This window comes from Serratia sp. AS12, from assembly GCF_000214195.1.
Classification (GTDB): Bacteria; Pseudomonadota; Gammaproteobacteria; order Enterobacterales; family Enterobacteriaceae; genus Serratia; species Serratia plymuthica.
The window spans coordinates 1,204,966-1,221,170 of sequence record NC_015566.1 but is presented as its reverse complement, the minus strand read 5'-3'; the positions used below and the strand labels follow the sequence as shown (position 1 = coordinate 1,221,170).

Below are 16,205 nucleotides of genomic sequence, written 5' to 3'. Positions count from 1 at the left end.
TTTATCCTATTGGTAGTTAAGTACGAAATTCACGACGGCATCCACATCTCCTGCAGTTACAGGAATATCGGTTGATTTTAATTGTGCATAGAACTTAAATGTTTGGTCCCCCGGTGTTAATGGGGTGTTAAATGGCGTATTTAATGCCAACTCATTTTTGTTGTTATCCAATAGTTGGATGCCTAAACCTTTTGTTCCGGTGTGGCTGTCAATTTTTACCAGTGCCGGGTTTTGATTGTCGGCTACACCTTCAAATGTAATGTCTACCGACCGAACGGCATTCCCACAGTTTACCAGACTAATATCAAATCCAACGGGGACGGTTTTCTCGCCAACAATATTGAACTGTCGGGCGCTATATACTCCAAGATTTACAACCCTCCCTATTGAATCCACAGATACATTGCAGGTGTTGTTCTGTATGTTTCCTGTGATATTGACAAGAGCGCTGGCTGCATACCCCATATTAATGGTTGTCAAGCCAGCGATCATGCAACAGGTGAGTATGGAAAACTTTAAATATATTAACCCAGTTCTCATTTATGCATCCCTTCACCTGCAATTAACCGTAATGTTGCTTAATATCTCTTTTTGACTACTTTTAGGCAGTTTATAACTGGCATGGCACTGATCTTTAAGCCCGTTGCCCCATTTTACGTTGACTTTTCCGGATAGTGGCATTCCACTCAGATAAACCTGCCCATTGTCTCCGACAATACTCCCCCCTGAGTTTTCTGTTGCGACAACAGCGCCAAACGGAACGGGTTTTCCATTCCTTTTCAGCGTCATCAAGACTTTCACACCTACGCGGGTCTTGTAATCTGCCCTGACAACAGCGCCGCGTGTAGGCACAACGGTAACCACCGAGTTTTCAATATCTACATTTGGAGCCAGTGTATTTGTATCCAGAGCAACCCGATTTTCACGATAATCTATTGCATAAGGCACGACAGAATACCCTCTCCAGTCTGTTGATATACCGGTCTGGTTTTCTATTCGAGTGTTAGCAGCTCCCGGCGCTTTTACGAGGATCATTGTATCCCCCATCGGTTGGCTCAGTGTCACGCCATTAGCATGAGCAAGGAGCCCACCACTCAGGCCATAATGGAATTGCTTAAAATCGCTTCCATGACTGTACCCGACATTCACATTGCCATATCCTCCACGATAATTCATCGAGGCATAGCCTGTCTGATGACTGTCTTGGTACCCATTATGGGTATATCCACTTTGGACACTGTATCCCAGGTTATTATCCGGGAGTAATGTTCCGTACAGTCCGGCCATACTGGTTGCCTGCCCGTCTTGCTGCCATGACTGGCTGAAACGGGCATTTGCTGTCCTCCATTCGGATGTATTGTCTGAGCGCATCCATCGACTGAATGGAATATTCACATCAAACGATAACATTCTGTCAGTTCCGTCCTGCCAGGCGTTCTTCGTTAGACTGTAATTCAGGGACCAGTTGATATTACCTACCGAAGAATTGAATCCGGCGTTCAATTGACGATCAGTTTTCTTCGATCCCCAGTATGTTTGATGACTGCCACTTAAATATAGTGTTGATGATGCCCCCGCCTGTTGACTGATGCTGAGTTGTAATCGGCCACGCTTTTTATAAGCAAGGTTATAATAGTCAGTGTATTTGGGACGGATCTGGATGTCCCCGTCCTGGGTGGCGACACTATAACCACTCATTTTCTGATGTGCGGTATCAGAAAAATTGAAATATCCTTGCGTAGAGTACCGATATCCGATCAACTGTACACTGGTCCCCGTTTCTGGTAGTGCTTTGTTGTAAAGAAAACGGTAGGACTGACCATTATTATGGCTATCATCAGGCAATACGGCATTAGCCTGAGTGGCATCCAGAGACATTGCCCCCATTCGTCCCATATTTTTAGCGACGCCCAGGTTAAAAGCCCGATAACGCTCCGCTAAATGCAGACCGCCATAGGCTGTCCAACCGTCAGGAAAACCGTAGCTAAGCGTCCCCTGAGCAAAACCGGGTGTGTCCAGTTGAGTATTGCCACTTCGGAATTCGCCTGCATTGAGGGAATACTTTGCCTGCCCCTCGCGCTGCAGAAGAGGTACCGATGCCCACGGAACACTAAATTGCTGAATACTTCCGTCAGTTTCTTTTACCATAACCTGTAAATCACCGCCGCTGCTTGCCGGATAGAGGTCACTGATGACAAACGGCCCTGGCGGTACAGTGGTTTGATAGATTTCATATCCGTTCTGTTTTATGCTCACCTGCGCAGTGCCTCGCGCAATACCGCGTATTGTTGGCGCAAATCCTCGTTGGCTGTCAGGAAGCATATTCAGGTTTGACTCCAGCTTGATCCCTCTAAAATTGAAACCATCAAAAATATCACCTGACGTGTAACTATCTCCCACAGTCAAGTGGGAACGGAGCGGAATGACATCTCTTTCTATATAAGAGTTGACATGCTGCCATCGGCTTTGGGTTCCTGCCCGTCCATTGTTGTAACTCCAGTTTCTGTTATCGCGAAGACGCCAGGCACCAATATTAAAGCCGCTTTGCAGGCTAAGATAAGCACTCTCACCGCTACCTATATGACCATTACGGGAACGACTCCCGTTAAAATCATAATTAATCATGGCCGCTGTTATGCCATTGTCCCAGAATTCCGGCGCGATATATCCCCGGGCCTTATTCGACATAAATACCTGAGGGACCGTTATATTTAATCTCTGTAGGCCAACATCAAAATTATATGTTGAACCGTTTATCATCGAGGTCAGCAACATGCATACATCAGGCTCCAGCTTATCCATTCCCGGAACTGAATACTTGTTTACCCCCATCGATTCAATTTGGGTGGGGGTAAGGCACGGCATGAGTTTCCCTTCCTTTGACGGCTGAAATTCAATATCCTGGGTTGAGATGTATACGTCGTTCATATAAACATCTACCCGATATGTGCCGGGTGGGATCTCTTGACCACGTGAAAATGCAGATAAATCAGCAACGACGTCCGGATCGTCAGACAAAAAACGTGGATTAAAATATAATTCTGCACGCGCGGCAGATATGCTCATACCAATAAAATAGGCTAATGAGATAATGCGAGCCGTTACTCTCTTTTTATGCAATATACGGGCGTGCCGGATTTTTTTGGAATGAAACAAAACCCACTTACGACTGTACAAAATAAATCTCCCTAGCGTGCTTATAGTTTGTTTGGGCTAACAGGAGCGCACTTACTCTATTAGCCCTTTTCGCGCTGATGTAATGGCACCATAATCGTTGATGGTTTTATAGGTAATATCGCCTCCTGCACCTACCCCGGAAGGGATGGAAACGGAGGTTTTGCCCATTGGAGGCACAATTGTGTGCTCTAAGGCTTTACCGTCAATTTTCAAATCCGTAACAGTTAAATAATATGGCGTAGGATTATTTAACACCAACTTGTCCTTTTGGATAGAAAAACGAAGCTTCTCAGACGCTTGCTCTGGTGCAATAGCCAACCCTTTTGGGCGATAATAAAGTTTAATTCTGCTGACAATGGCAAACTGCAGATAATTTTCATTTTCTTTGGCTTTATCAAGAGCGGGTATCGCTTTTACATTGATCCAGAATAAGCTCTCGCGATCTTTGGGGAGCGTATCATTTGAGGAATCAATGATCCTCAGTGTATTCTCCTTCTTTCCCATCATTGAAAATAACGGGGGTGTAATAACAAAACGGTTATCTTTTTTCCCTTCGGCATTTTCAATCCACGACTGAATAAGGTAATTGCCTTTGTCGTCATTATTCGTGACGGCCAGCTGTACCTGCTTTTGTTCTGCCGGGTAGATAACTCTGGTTGCACCAAGTGCAACACCTGCATGACTTTGAGGTATCGAAAGGAAAACAAAAAAAGTTGCCACGATGGCCTTTATATTTATAGCTCTAATCATTTTTATCTTTACCTTAATAATTGTCCGGTCATTACACTGTTTTATTCACGAAAAATGTATTCTATTTGTTACTCGTAAGTTAAAAAGAACCATAATTGACCGTTCGCTTTCCCTCCCATAACAGGATACTGAATAGCTTTGTACCGGGCTAAAAGATGTAACGTAACCGGACCGTCGACTATCCTTTTCCAGAATTTTGGAGGATGGTTTAGCTTTATTGGTCGTTCATGTTCATCAAAAAAGGCTATTGCGATATTATTTGAATAATCTTGCTCGTTATTAACCGCCAGTAAGTCTGGCTCCCGGCTGTCAGCAACCCCATGAAGTGAAATCCCCACATGTTGACTAACAGAGGTACTACAGTTCTGCAAATGTATATCAAAATGTACGGGTTCGGAAAATGCACCGGCAGCATGGAAATTATTACTACTAATTTGCCCCATTGACACAGTCATTTGTTTATTTTCTAAGGCAATACTGCATGCTTCCTCGATGACTTCCCCCTGAAACTGCATATTCCCACCGGGAAGTATGACATGCCAGCGGTTTCCTGCTTGTGCAGTCGCAGATAATAACAACAACATCAGCAGGCGTGATATGAATATATTCATTCAATAGCTTCCATCTCGTGATGGACGGATTAGAGATCGTCCCTGATCCGAAAACGTCCCTGTTTATTCATTTACTTACTGATACTCAACTTTAAAGGCCGCATCAGCGTTTGCAGCACCTGCTGTTGCCTGACCAGTTGCATAATAAGCAGCCTGGAATGGAATTTTATTGGTTCCATCACTTAGTGTATATGCTGTGCTTGCAGCACTGCCATCAACCATTACAGGAGTTCCGGTACTATCCAGGATCTGAACCCCAACATTTGTTGCACTACCCGCAGCAGAACTCTGCAATGCCAGTACAGTCGGTTTACCTGAGACAGACACACCGTCAAATAGAATTGAAGCGGTACTTGAGACGGTAGTATCACAGTCATTCAGTTCAATATTAAACCCAACAGGAGTGCTTTTATCGCCATCTTTTGCTAGTTTGGCTGTGCGAACTTGCCCAAGATGAACAGTTTGATCAAACGAGTTCGTATTTACAGCACAAGCGGCATTGACCACATCACCTTTAAAATGAACGGTACCACCATTGACGGTAGCGGCAGAAGCATTCATTGCAGCGCCAAGAGTTAATGCCGAAATCAAACCTGCTAAGGGGATCAATTTAAAGTTCATACAAAATCCTTTCTAATTAAATGATTTTAGGTCAAAAGAAAATAAAACATGGTAAATTATTGAATGCACAAACAAATTACCATGGGGTTATTCTCCCAATAAGATCTTTATGTTAATGTATTGTTAGTTGTTCGAAACGGTAAATCCTCCTTGGTTCTTGTTATGTGATTCTTGGTAATATGGAATTAGCTTCAATACTACCTTATTGACATTGACTAACCGGGCTAAACTCAGACTAAAGTAACCATTATTAACACCGTATCGTTCTACAACATGTTTCCTCGTGAAGCCGAAAACAAGATAATCCCTTAGCGCCAGGATTACCTTTTCACTATGCATTGATGATATTTCTATCAATAGCCAGAAATGTTCTTCTGTTAACTTACCGGGTTTTAACTTTGCGTTCCTCAATTGATATGGCAACGCATGATCCTCCTATAAGATTAGTTGTGGTTGCTTATATCCCCTGCGTTTAGCATTCCGATTTTTCCCAAAAATTATAATCATATTTTTCATCTTTTAAACCCCTGAATAATACTTTTTTACGCCTGTTTTTGTTGGTTTTATATCCTCTAACTCAAGAATAAAATAGAAATATATACCATTAATTGCTATTTTTATGGTTTTTAAGTTCGCGTTATTATTTTTTTTTGGACTTAATTGTTGTTTGTTGTTTTGTTGTTTTTTTTATGGAAGTTTATATATAACGTAAAGAATATAAAATATATAAAGACAACGCCCGCAATTATTATGAGATGTTCTAACTCTGCCTTCGCCAGAAAGAGTGCAGCGCGTGAATCACCACGCCGCCCCCCAGCGTTTCGGGGTAAATAGTGCTGTATGCCGGGTTCATAGGCGCCAGCTACAACTGATCATCATGATGATGGCATACCCGGTTTCATCCGCCTTTTTGGGTGTCCAGGTATCGGGCTGGTAAAAATAGACTGTCCTGCTCAGCGATAGCGTCCTTCATGCCTGGCGGATGCTCATGGCAAATTGTGCGGTCAGATAGCCAACAAGCTCACGCTTTATCGCTGGTTTTAAAGCTTTTTTTCGATGACATCTTTCAGTGCCCGGCATTCAAGACTGAGATCGGCAAACATTTGTTTGAGACGGCGGTTTTCGTCCTCAAGGTCTTTCATCTTTTTGATATCAGAGGCTTCCATCCCGCCGTACTTTGCTTTCCAGTTGTAGTACGAGGCCTCAGATATGCCCGCTTCGCGGCAGACATCCTTGACGGTGCGTCCGGCTTCAACGGACTTCAGAACGGCGATGCTCTGGTGTATCGGGCTTTACACATAGAGATCTCCTCAGGGGACATAATCAGTATGTCGGAAGATCTCTAAAAGTGAATGGTTCGGTTAAGCGGGATGCTTACAACCCATTGAAGACATGACAGTGACACTCTTCGCGTGCTGAGTGACCCAGTCGGGAACATGTATAACTCCATCTGCCTCTTGTAGACCACCTCGAACTCGCCGACGTTCAACTCCACCGCCGCCAGCCGCCGCAGCTTGCGATTGTTGAAGAGCGTTCGATGTCCCTCAACACCACAGAGACACAATCACGCTCCGGCGCTTCACTGCCGACCCATATGCCCCTCTCCCCTGGGGGGCGATTGCGTTCCCTCGATGGCGGCAACGATGACCTGCTCCCCGGTGATGAGTTCATCGATGACGTGCTCGCCACAAGGCAATTGCTGGATACGGAACTCTGAGGCTCTTGATATATCTCTCGCGCCCATATATCTTCATCTGTAGATATAAATGAATTGGATGCGAACCCTAGATGGATGATGAGTTGGGTCAAAAAAGGCGGGGCCGGAGGCGGCGAGATATGCCCGATGGTCGGGCGGCCCTTATCAGCGCCGCGACCTTCGCCTTCGCCGAGCATGGCTATGAGGCTGCCGACTTAAGAAGCATTGCCTGCGCTGCCGATGTCGATCCGGGGCTTGTCCGTATCCATTTCGGTAGCAAGGCGGGGCTTTGGGATGCTTGCGTCGATGCGATCATCACGCAAAGGGAGCCGATGGTCGCGGAAATCAGGCGGATAACAACAGACAAAAGCGCAACGGTTGCCGAGCGGTTGACCGCCTTGGTCCGGCACTATGTCAGCTTCACTTTTGCTCATCCAGAAGTTCGCCAGTTCGTCGTCCGCCACGCCTTCGAGAGCAGTGAACGAATGATTCTCCTCACGGAGCGGCTGGTCCGACCATCCTATGAGGCCACTCTTCCCCTCATAGAGGAAGGGATTGACGTCGGCATCATCCGCGTGCGCCACCCGACTGCATTCTTCGCGCTGCTAAATAATGCTGTGAATCAGCCGCGCGCCGCGCCGGTCCTGCTCCATTATCTCTCACCGGATATTGACCCGGAGAGCGTTCAAGAACTGCTGACGACCAGCATCTTGGAAGCTTTTCTGCACCTTCCGACATTTTCGCCAAAAAAGGCGTAAGTCACGAACTAACCTTTACACCTACTGGGCTATCATCATGACATCAGCAGCTCGGATTGATACCCATCAGCATTTGATTCCACCAACCTATCGCAAGCTGCTTGACGAGCGTGGCTTGACTGCGGGAGGGTGGCCCACCCCTAATTGGGACCCGCAAGCGGCCATCGCCCTTATGGACAGGGAGTCGATTGCGACCGGCATCCTTTCCCTGAGCGCGCCCGGTGTTCACTTAGCGGACGATGCAGAAGGACGCATGTTGGCGCGACAGGTGAACGAATATCATGCGGAGTTGGTCAAGGGTCGTCCCGATCGATTTGGTCAATTCGCCTGCATTCCGTTGCCTGATGTCGATGGAGCGATTGCCGAAGCCGTTTACGCCCTGGATGTGCTGCGTGCCGATGGCGTCGTTCTTCTGTCCAATGCAGACGGGAAATATCTGGGGGACCCCGACTACGAACCGCTCTGGGCCGAACTCGACGCCCGTTCGGCCGTCGTATTCATCCATCCGACCGAACCGCCGATCCAGATGCTCAAGGGATTGCCCAGTCCGCTGCTCGACTATCCGTTCGACACCACGCGCACTGCGGTTCACATGGTCGCGAACGGTGTCATGAGCCGACACTCACGAATTAAGGTAATCCTGTCGCACGGTGGGGGCTTCCTTCCCTATGCGGCCTATCGCTTCGTCGGTGCCGCGCAGTTCAATCCTGACACGACACCCGAGCAGATCATGGCGGACATGAAACGTTTCTACTTCGATACCGCCCTGTCCTCAAGCCCGACTGCACTGCCATCTCTGCTGGCCTTTGCTGATCCGACCCATATCACCTTCGGGAGTGACTTCCCATTTGCATTGTCCAGCCAGTTCACCGCCATTCTGGACGCTTATCCCCTGGATGAGAAACTGCGGCATGCGATCAACCGCGGCAATGCGGAAAAACTGTTTCCACGACTCGCGGTGGCCTGAATATGAAGGTCCTAGGATTTAATAGATATAGTCACATCCAACCCATGGATTGAAATTGAAGGTAGCCATCCTGCTCTATATCAACGCTGTAACCCCTTGGCTAGGCGGGGCAATGGCTCGCCGGGTTTTATCGTCATACTGGCACTACATCAGTGCGTGTTCGGCGAATGGCCGCGTGTTGTTGCACGCGACAAAAATGAGATCCAGCATGTGCACCTCGATCAGCGCCAGCGCTTTCCTGAGAGTGTGTTCGCTTTCGACGACCTGACGCGGCTGGCCGATATCGACATTCGTGTGGTTGCAACAGAAAGGCTCATGATTGCTCTGCCTGAACATCATCCTCTGGCCGCTGAACCCGCAGTGGCACTTAAGGACCTGTCGGGGATAGCGTTTGATAAAGTGCCTCATCTTCATTCGAAACTGCTTATGGCCTGTGATGAAGCCGGTTTCAGCCCACAGGTTGTGACCGAACCTTAGCTTGGCAGATTGCCAGTATTCTCAGTCTGATCAGTTCAGGGATGGGGATTGCGTTATTACCGGCTCAGGCGCGCAACAGCCATTACCGTGGCGCGGTTTTCCGGTGGGTTGCAGACAAGTCACCGCATCTTGAACTTAAAATTGCCGCAGCCTGCCGCAGTGGTGACTGTTCCTTTACCGTGAGCGCCATGACTTCTGTTATCAGCAAAACAGGGGAGCAGCTATCGCTGCACTTAAGAATAATGAACGCCTTAAACTGGTAATACATTTATGATATTGAAATCCAGATAATTAATATTATACACATTACCCGTCAGAGGTTTACATTGAAGTCTCAATCCATATATCTTCCTGGCAATCTAAAAAGTGGCGTCTGTGCTGCAGCACTACAATCAGCACTGATACCTGAATTGTGAGACCACGCTAATGAGCCGTGAGCAACGTAAAAAACTGAACGCTAAATTTGGTCTACCCAATCCGAATGCGGACACGGCGCACAGCATTGAACAAATCAGGGCCGGATTCGCGGCCTTGATGGGAACGATGCAGGTACCTGAAGGTACCACCATGACAACAACGCAACTCGGCAGTCAGCGCACACTTGTCATTGAAGCCTGTGAACAAAAAAAAGAAGGGATTATCCTCTATTTCCACGGGGGCTCAGGCTCTATAGGATCGCCGGAAACGGCTATGTCCCTGACGTCCAGCCTGGTTGTCAGAACGGGGCTGACAGCTTATTCACTTGATTATCGTCTAGCCCCGGAAAACCCATTCCCGGCGGGGCTTGAGGACTGTACTGCCGCGTACCGTGAATTACTGGAGCAGGGTATCAACCCAAAATCCATAGTCTTTGCCGGTGACTCCGCCGGGGGGGGACTATGTGTCACCACCTGCCTGAATGCCCGCAAGCAGGGACTGCCACTACCTGGCGCACTGGTCACGTTCTCAGCGGGTTTTGATGCCACGCGCTCAGGGGAGAGTGTGGATACCAAAGACGGGATCGACCCTTTCTTCACGAAAGCTGAATTCCGTAACCCAAATGGTTTTTTCAGTATGTATATCGGTCAGAGTGACCCACATCAGGAGCTACTTTCTCCGGTCCTGTATGCAGATCTGCATGGTTTTCCGCCAATGTTGCTTCAGGTGGGAACTAATGAACTGCTGCTTGATGACTCCACCCGGATGGCAAAAAGGGCCCGGGATGCCGAGGTGGATGTTATTCTGGATGTGACCGCTGATGTGCCCCATGTATTCCAGGCATTTACAGGAAAACTGGAAGAAGCAGATTTTGCGCTGGACAGAGCAGCAATGTTTATAACTCAGCAAATCTGCCGATCTGTTAAAAAATAGGCTAACCAGCGTAAGACAATATTTCTTTGCGCTGACATAACTGATTCATATAACGCAAGTTGTGTATAGAAGGGCGTCAGTTCCTTACTAGCCATGGTTATCAGGGGCGACATTAGTTCGCCCCTTCATTGATATCGTCGCTTTTGATTTCGATGTGAATAATCATGTTTTGCGGGTTATCAGTAAAGAATGGGCTGATATGAAGCTGACCTGCCCCCCGTTGATTAGTACACCCCGATATTAGTCATGTCTTCATAAGCCACATGAGGACATCCCCATGAAGAAGCGTTTTTCCGACCAACAGATCATCAGTATTCTCCGCGAGGCTGAAGCCGGGGTACCGCCTGCAAAACGCTGAGGGATCAGATTGGTCGTCACTCCCGGTATGTGTTTGTGCATACGACCGCGCGAAAACGTCCCGGCGGAGGTATGACACCAGCCGTCAGGAAAATGCGTGTTGACGATAACTCAGCCTGGAATACAGGAAAGCGTCGCGCTGGCATTACTGATTTCCGATTTCACGATCTGAGACATACCTGGGCAAGCTGGTTGGTTCAGGCGGGAGTACCACTGTCAGCACTGCAAGAAATGGGAGGTTGGGAGAGCATAGAGATGGTTCAGCGTTACGCTCACCTTTCCCCTTCCCATTTAACCGAACATGCGAGAAAAATTGACGAAGTCTTGGCGGGCAATGTCACTAATCTGGCACTTTTGGAAAATGTAGTTGTTGGAGAGCAGAGGTAAGTCATTGAAATTTAATGGTACGCCCTACAGGGCTCGAACCTGTGACCTACGGCTTAGAAGGCCGTTGCTCTATCCAACTGAGCTAAGGGCGCATTGGGATGCGGCAACCGGGGGTTGCGGGTTGGGATTATACGGTCAGAGGTCACTGAGTCAATGCCTTTTCATGACGTTACGGCGGCAGCCGTGCTTTATGGCGATTTTTCACCCATCCCCCGTGCCGCCCATTGGGCCAACGCCTTCATTTATCTTGGGTGAGATCCGGCAGCAGGCTGCTGCTGCGCTGGGCCAGGCCGCGATCCGGCGCAATGGGAAAGCGTTCGGATTGCTCTTGCCCTGCCGGGCGTTGCAGGCAAACGCGTGCCGAACGCACCACCGCGTTGATATTCCCCCAGTCCGCGTGTTGCGCCGTCAGCAGGTTGCAGGCCGCCGTTAGCTGTTGGCTTAGCGCGGCGCTGGCAGGTGCAGCATTTAACGAGGCGTGGCCCAACGGCATCCACGCCAGCAGCATAAAACCTATGCCCACGAGTTTTCTCATGCTCTCAGCCCCCGGTACAACGCGTTCAGCCGCGCTCTCCATGAAGGCTGCGCCTTGTGTACGGCGAGTTGGTGCAACGCAATCAGCTGCGCCACATCCGCCGGGTGCAAAGAAGAGTCGAACACCGTTTCACCGACGTGTTTCGGTTGGCTATCAATCGGGTGGTGCAATGAGTGCAACCGGGCGATGACCATCATGATTTTTACTCCCGTACCGCAGTATGAATAATGCCAGCTTACGCAGCAGCCGGTAAAAAAGGCGTAGAGGATCATTCCGTTGGCATAAAAAAAACGTAAATCCCCACCGGCAAACGCCGGCGATCGCGATTCAACGCCTGACAGCGCGCTCAGCTTCTGACAAAATAGCGCCATCCCCCGCTTTTCTTAATTGATGGATTTCCTCACTGATGGCAGCAAAGATTATTGATGGTAAAACGATTGCGCAGCAGGTTAGAAACGAAGTGGCTGAGCAAGTTAAACAACGTCTGGCGGCCGGCAAACGCGCCCCGGGCCTGGCGGTCGTGCTGGTTGGCGTGAACCCGGCGTCACAGATTTACGTCGCCAGCAAGCGCCGCGCCTGTGATGAAGTGGGCTTCCTTTCCCGCTCTTACGATCTGCCTGCCACCACCAGTGAGGCCGAACTGCTGGCACTGATCGACAAGCTGAACGCCGACGGCGAAATCGACGGCATTCTGGTGCAGTTGCCGCTGCCGGCCGGCATCGATAACGTCAAAGTGCTGGAACGTATCCATCCGGATAAAGACGTCGACGGTTTCCATCCATACAACGTCGGTCGCCTGTGCCAGCGCGCGCCGAAGCTGCGCCCCTGCACCCCACGCGGCATCGTCACCCTGCTCGAGCGTTATAACATCGACACCTACGGCCTAAATGCCGTGGTGGTTGGCGCATCCAACATCGTTGGCCGCCCGATGAGCATGGAGCTGCTGCTGGCCGGTTGCACCACCACCGTGACCCACCGTTTCACCAAGAACCTGCGTCATCATATCGAAAATGCGGATCTGCTGGTGGTGGCGGTCGGTAAACCGGGCTTTATTCCGGGCGACTGGATCAAACCGGGCGCGATCGTGGTCGATGTCGGCATTAACCGTCTGGAAAGTGGTAAAGTGGTCGGTGACGTGGATTTCGATGCCGCCAGTGAGCGTGCAGCCTACATTACCCCGGTTCCGGGTGGCGTTGGCCCGATGACCGTTGCTACACTGATCCAAAATACCTTGCAGGCCTGCGAGGAATATCACGACGTTCAACCTAAATAAGTAAGGCAGTATGGAAACTTTTAATCTGGATAATCACCCGCACGTCGAACTGTGCGACCTGCTCAAGTTCCAGGGCTGGTGTGAAAGCGGCGGTGCCGCCAAAGAAGTCATCGCCGAAGGGTTGGTGAAAGTGAACGGCAAAGTCGAAACGCGCAAACGCTGCAAAATCGTCGCCGATCAGGTGGTGGAGTTTAACGGCGGCCAGGTTGTAGTTAAGCCCTAAGCCCCGCTCCATAGAAAAAGGCGCTGATAATCAGCGCCTTTTTTGTTTGCGGCTGCGCCTGTTACTTACGGCGCCAGGTGGTCCCCTGCGGGCCGTCTTCCAGCACGATACTCATCTCGTTCAACCGATCGCGAGCGGCATCCGCCAGCGCCCAGTCTTTGGCTTTGCGCGCGTCGTTACGCTGCTTGATTAACGCCTCGATCTCCGCCACTTCAGCGTCGTCAGCCTGTGCGCCGCTTTGCAGGAACTGTTCCGGCTCCTGTTGCAGCAGGCCCAGCACCTTCGCCAGCTTGCGCAGTTCCGCCGCCAGCCCGTTGGCCGCCGCCATGTCTTCGCCTTTCAGGCGGTTAACGTCACGTGCCAGATCGAACAGCGCCGAGTAGGCTTCCGGGGTATTGAAATCGTCGTCCATCGCTTCGCGGAAGCGGGCTTCGAAGGCTTCGCCGCCGGCCGGTTGCGCGTTGGCGTCGGTGCCGCGCAGTGCGGTGTACAAACGCTCCAGCGCGGTGCGCGCCTGCTTGAGGTTCTCTTCGCTGTAGTTCAGCTGGCTGCGATAGTGGCCGGACATCAGGAAGTAACGCACCGTCTCGGCATCGTAATGGCCGAGCACGTCGCGGATAGTGAAGAAGTTATCCAGCGATTTCGACATCTTCTCGCGGTCGATCATCACCATGCCGGAGTGCATCCAGTAGTTGACGTACGGGCCGTCGTGGGCGCAGCTGGACTGGGCAATCTCGTTCTCGTGATGCGGGAACATCAGATCCGAACCGCCGCCATGGATGTCGAAATGGGTGCCAAGCTGCTTGCAGTTCATGGCGGAACATTCAATGTGCCAGCCTGGGCGGCCCGCGCCCCACGGCGATTGCCAGCTCGGTTCGCCCGGTTTGGACATCTTCCACAGCACGAAGTCCATCGGGTTGCGCTTCACGTCGTCAATCTCAACGCGCGCGCCGGCCTGCAACTGATCCAGATCCTGGCGTGACAGCAGGCCGTATTGCGGATCGCTATCAATCGAGAACATCACGTCGCCATTGCTGGCTACGTAGGCGTGATCGCGATCGATCAGGCGTTGGGTGATCTCGATGATCTCGGCGATATGCTGGGTGGCGCGCGGCTCTTGATCCGGGCGTTCGATCAGCAGCGAATCGAAGTCCGCGTGCATCTCCGCCAGCATGCGTGCGGTCAGTTGATCGCAGCTTTCGCCGTTTTCTGTCGCGCGGCGGATAATTTTGTCGTCAACGTCGGTCACATTGCGCACATAGTTCAGCGAATAGCCGAGATAACGCAGGTAACGCGCCACCACGTCGAAAGCGACAAAGGTACGCCCGTGGCCGATATGACACAGGTCATAGATGGTTACCCCGCACACGTACATGCCCACTTTACCGGCATGAATGGGTTTGAATTCCTCTTTTTGACGACTCAGGGTATTAAAAATCTTTAGCATCGGGACATTCCGTGGTGTGCGTGATAACAAAAATGATAATTAGGCTGTTCATCCAGCAACGTATTGAAACCCGAAGCCTGATCTAATGCAAGGTTAAGCCCGCGCTTTGCTGCGCCGGGTTGCGCAAATCGGTGAAAAATCAGCGCCCGCCATCATTGTTATAATATAACAATACCCGATTTACCACAGAGCCTGCGCGGTTCAGCCGCTGCTGACTCGTTAAAAGAGATATGTTATAAGGTCGGTCTGAATGTTCACTCGCTCTACGTGACGTCTCACTTCATCTTGTTAGGACTAAAACTATGGTTACTTTCCACACTAATCACGGCGACATCGTTATCAATACCTTTGCTGACAAAGCGCCGGTTACCGTTGAAAACTTCCTGAACTACTGCCGTGCAGGTTTCTACGACAACACTATCTTCCACCGTGTTATCAATGGTTTCATGATTCAGGGCGGCGGTTTTGAGCCAGGCATGAACCAGAAAGACACCAAAGCGACCATCAAGAACGAAGCCAACAACGGTCTGAAAAACACCGTGGGCACCCTGGCGATGGCGCGTACCAACGATCCGCACTCCGCTACCGCTCAGTTCTTCATCAACGTGGCTGACAACGACTTCCTGAACTTCCGCGCTGAGAACGCGCAAGGCTGGGGTTACTGCGTATTTGCCGAAGTGGTTGAAGGCATGGACGTGGTCAACAAGATCAAAGCCGTGAAAACTGGCCGCAGCGGCATGCACCAGGACGTTCCGGTAGAAGACGTGATCGTCACCAGCGTTACCGTCGGCGAGTAATCGCGGCTGCATGAACACGCTGTTCATCGCGGATCTGCACCTATGCGCACAGGAACCGGCAATCACTGCCGGTTTTCTGCGTTTTTTGCGGCACGATGCGATCCACGCCGAAGCCCTGTACATTCTTGGCGATCTGTTCGAAGCCTGGATCGGCGATGACGATCCCGAACCCTTGCACGCGGAGATTGCCGCCGCGCTGAAGACGCTGCAACAAGCCGGCGTGCCCTGCTACTTTATCCACGGCAACCGCGATTTCCTGCTCGGCAAGCGCTTTGCCCGCGCCAGCGGCATGCATCTGCTGCCGGAAGAAAAAGTGCTGGAGCTGTACGGCCGCAAAATCCTGATCCTGCACGGCGACACGCTGTGTACCGACGATCAGGCTTACCAGCGGTTCCGCCGCAAGGTGCACAATCCGTTAATCCAGAAGCTGTTTTTGGCCATGCCACTGCGCTGGCGCCTGAAGATCGCCGCCAAGATGCGCGCTCGCAGCCGGCAGAGCAATCAGGGCAAATCGCAAGCCATTATGGACGTCAACCCGCAGGCGGTTGAGCAGGCGATGCTGAGCCATAACGTTCACTGGATGATCCATGGCCACACCCACCGCCCGGCGGTGCATGAGCTGGAATTGAGCAACGGCAAGGCTCACCGCGTGGTATTGGGCGCCTGGCACACTGAAGGTTCGATGATCAAAGTCAGCGCAGACGCCGTCGAACTGATCCAATTCCCTTTCTAACCCCCTGACTTGCCACGCGAGTGAAAAAATTCGCGTTTTCGACGGT

At 50.5% G+C, this 16,205-nt stretch carries 18 protein-coding genes, 1 tRNA gene and 3 pseudogenes; 10 read left to right on the top strand and 12 right to left on the bottom strand.

The features are described 5' to 3' along the window. Positions 1 to 6: 6 nt before the first annotated feature. The 8 genes and pseudogenes from SERAS12_RS05670 to SERAS12_RS26565 form a co-directional block, all read right to left on the bottom strand. Positions 7 to 480, bottom strand: a complete 474-nt coding sequence (locus SERAS12_RS05670) for a fimbrial protein (RefSeq protein ID WP_239440978.1) — start codon at positions 478 to 480, stop codon at positions 7 to 9. A 72-nt stretch (positions 481 to 552) separates the two neighbouring features. Further along, on the bottom strand, positions 553 to 3,138 hold the full coding sequence (locus tag SERAS12_RS05665; RefSeq protein ID WP_256377445.1) for a fimbrial biogenesis usher protein: 2,586 nt from the start codon (positions 3,136 to 3,138) through the stop codon (positions 553 to 555). A 90-nt stretch (positions 3,139 to 3,228) separates the two neighbouring features. Then, a complete protein-coding gene (locus tag SERAS12_RS05660; RefSeq protein ID WP_013811822.1) occupies positions 3,229 to 3,927 on the bottom strand; it encodes a fimbria/pilus periplasmic chaperone in 699 nt (232 codons plus the stop codon). Between the two features lie 68 nt (positions 3,928 to 3,995). Then, positions 3,996 to 4,538, bottom strand: a complete 543-nt coding sequence (locus SERAS12_RS05655; RefSeq protein ID WP_013811821.1) for a fimbrial protein — start codon at positions 4,536 to 4,538, stop codon at positions 3,996 to 3,998. A gap of 75 nt (positions 4,539 to 4,613) precedes the next feature. Next, positions 4,614 to 5,159 carry a type 1 fimbrial major subunit FimA gene (gene fimA, locus SERAS12_RS05650; RefSeq protein ID WP_013811820.1) on the bottom strand — a complete coding sequence of 182 codons (546 nt, stop codon included), beginning with the start codon at positions 5,157 to 5,159 and terminating at the stop codon, positions 4,614 to 4,616. Positions 5,160 to 5,282: 123 nt separating this feature from the next. After that, positions 5,283 to 5,570 carry an adhesin biosynthesis transcription regulatory family protein gene (locus tag SERAS12_RS25350; protein WP_311196266.1) on the bottom strand — a complete coding sequence of 96 codons (288 nt, stop codon included), beginning with the start codon at positions 5,568 to 5,570 and terminating at the stop codon, positions 5,283 to 5,285. Between the two features lie 561 nt (positions 5,571 to 6,131). Further along, positions 6,132 to 6,445, bottom strand: a pseudogene (locus tag SERAS12_RS25345) (transposase); the annotation flags it as partial. A 149-nt stretch (positions 6,446 to 6,594) separates the two neighbouring features. After that, a pseudogene (locus tag SERAS12_RS26565) lies at positions 6,595 to 6,690 on the bottom strand (DUF1016 domain-containing protein); the annotation flags it as partial. 6 nt (positions 6,691 to 6,696) lie between these two features. Here SERAS12_RS26565 and SERAS12_RS25340 point away from each other — a divergent pair. The 6 genes and pseudogenes from SERAS12_RS25340 to SERAS12_RS05620 form a co-directional block, all read left to right on the top strand. Next, positions 6,697 to 6,876: a hypothetical protein gene (locus SERAS12_RS25340; RefSeq protein ID WP_013811819.1), complete on the top strand. Its 180-nt coding sequence runs from the start codon at positions 6,697 to 6,699 to the stop codon at positions 6,874 to 6,876. 119 nt (positions 6,877 to 6,995) lie between these two features. Beyond that, positions 6,996 to 7,613: a TetR/AcrR family transcriptional regulator gene (locus SERAS12_RS05640; RefSeq protein WP_013811818.1), complete on the top strand. Its 618-nt coding sequence runs from the start codon at positions 6,996 to 6,998 to the stop codon at positions 7,611 to 7,613. Positions 7,614 to 7,650: 37 nt separating this feature from the next. Then, positions 7,651 to 8,580: an amidohydrolase family protein gene (locus SERAS12_RS05635; protein ID WP_013811817.1), complete on the top strand. Its 930-nt coding sequence runs from the start codon at positions 7,651 to 7,653 to the stop codon at positions 8,578 to 8,580. 156 nt (positions 8,581 to 8,736) lie between these two features. Next, positions 8,737 to 9,057: a LysR substrate-binding domain-containing protein gene (locus SERAS12_RS25335; RefSeq protein WP_071880437.1), complete on the top strand. Its 321-nt coding sequence runs from the start codon at positions 8,737 to 8,739 to the stop codon at positions 9,055 to 9,057. 426 nt (positions 9,058 to 9,483) lie between these two features. Further along, positions 9,484 to 10,407, top strand: coding sequence for an alpha/beta hydrolase (locus tag SERAS12_RS05625; protein ID WP_013811816.1), 924 nt, complete (start codon positions 9,484 to 9,486; stop codon positions 10,405 to 10,407). A gap of 339 nt (positions 10,408 to 10,746) precedes the next feature. Beyond that, positions 10,747 to 11,151: pseudogene (locus SERAS12_RS05620) on the top strand (tyrosine-type recombinase/integrase); the annotation flags it as partial. Positions 11,152 to 11,166: 15 nt separating this feature from the next. On the opposite strand, the gene SERAS12_RS05615 reads toward SERAS12_RS05620, so the two are convergent. From SERAS12_RS05615 to SERAS12_RS26560, 3 genes are all read right to left on the bottom strand, one after another. Continuing rightward, positions 11,167 to 11,243, bottom strand: a tRNA-Arg gene (locus SERAS12_RS05615). 146 nt (positions 11,244 to 11,389) lie between these two features. Next, complete coding sequence (locus SERAS12_RS05610; RefSeq protein WP_041415932.1) at positions 11,390 to 11,686, bottom strand: hypothetical protein; 297 nt, start codon at positions 11,684 to 11,686, stop codon at positions 11,390 to 11,392. After that, the gene (locus SERAS12_RS26560; RefSeq protein ID WP_237402099.1) at positions 11,683 to 12,057 is read right to left on the bottom strand and encodes a hypothetical protein; all 375 of its coding nucleotides are present in this window, start codon (positions 12,055 to 12,057) and stop codon (positions 11,683 to 11,685) included. Before SERAS12_RS26560 ends, SERAS12_RS05610 begins: the two co-directional genes overlap by 4 nt. A gap of 35 nt (positions 12,058 to 12,092) precedes the next feature. On the opposite strand from SERAS12_RS26560, the gene folD reads away from it, so the two are divergent. Further along, a complete protein-coding gene (gene folD / locus SERAS12_RS05600) occupies positions 12,093 to 12,959 on the top strand; it encodes a bifunctional methylenetetrahydrofolate dehydrogenase/methenyltetrahydrofolate cyclohydrolase FolD (RefSeq protein ID WP_006324012.1) in 867 nt (288 codons plus the stop codon). Between the two features lie 10 nt (positions 12,960 to 12,969). Then, entirely contained in the window at positions 12,970 to 13,182 is a 213-nt protein-coding gene (ybcJ, locus tag SERAS12_RS05595) for a ribosome-associated protein YbcJ (RefSeq protein ID WP_006322341.1), read from the top strand. Between the two features lie 61 nt (positions 13,183 to 13,243). Here ybcJ and cysS read toward each other — a convergent pair whose 3' ends face one another. Next, positions 13,244 to 14,629: a cysteine--tRNA ligase gene (gene cysS, locus SERAS12_RS05590; RefSeq protein WP_013811813.1), complete on the bottom strand. Its 1,386-nt coding sequence runs from the start codon at positions 14,627 to 14,629 to the stop codon at positions 13,244 to 13,246. A gap of 302 nt (positions 14,630 to 14,931) precedes the next feature. Here cysS and ppiB point away from each other — a divergent pair, with 302 nt between their 5' ends. Further along, complete coding sequence (ppiB, locus tag SERAS12_RS05585; RefSeq protein WP_006322339.1) at positions 14,932 to 15,426, top strand: peptidylprolyl isomerase B; 495 nt, start codon at positions 14,932 to 14,934, stop codon at positions 15,424 to 15,426. A gap of 10 nt (positions 15,427 to 15,436) precedes the next feature. Next, positions 15,437 to 16,159 carry a UDP-2,3-diacylglucosamine diphosphatase gene (locus SERAS12_RS05580; protein ID WP_013811812.1) on the top strand — a complete coding sequence of 241 codons (723 nt, stop codon included), beginning with the start codon at positions 15,437 to 15,439 and terminating at the stop codon, positions 16,157 to 16,159. The last annotated feature ends 46 nt before the right edge of the window (positions 16,160 to 16,205 follow it).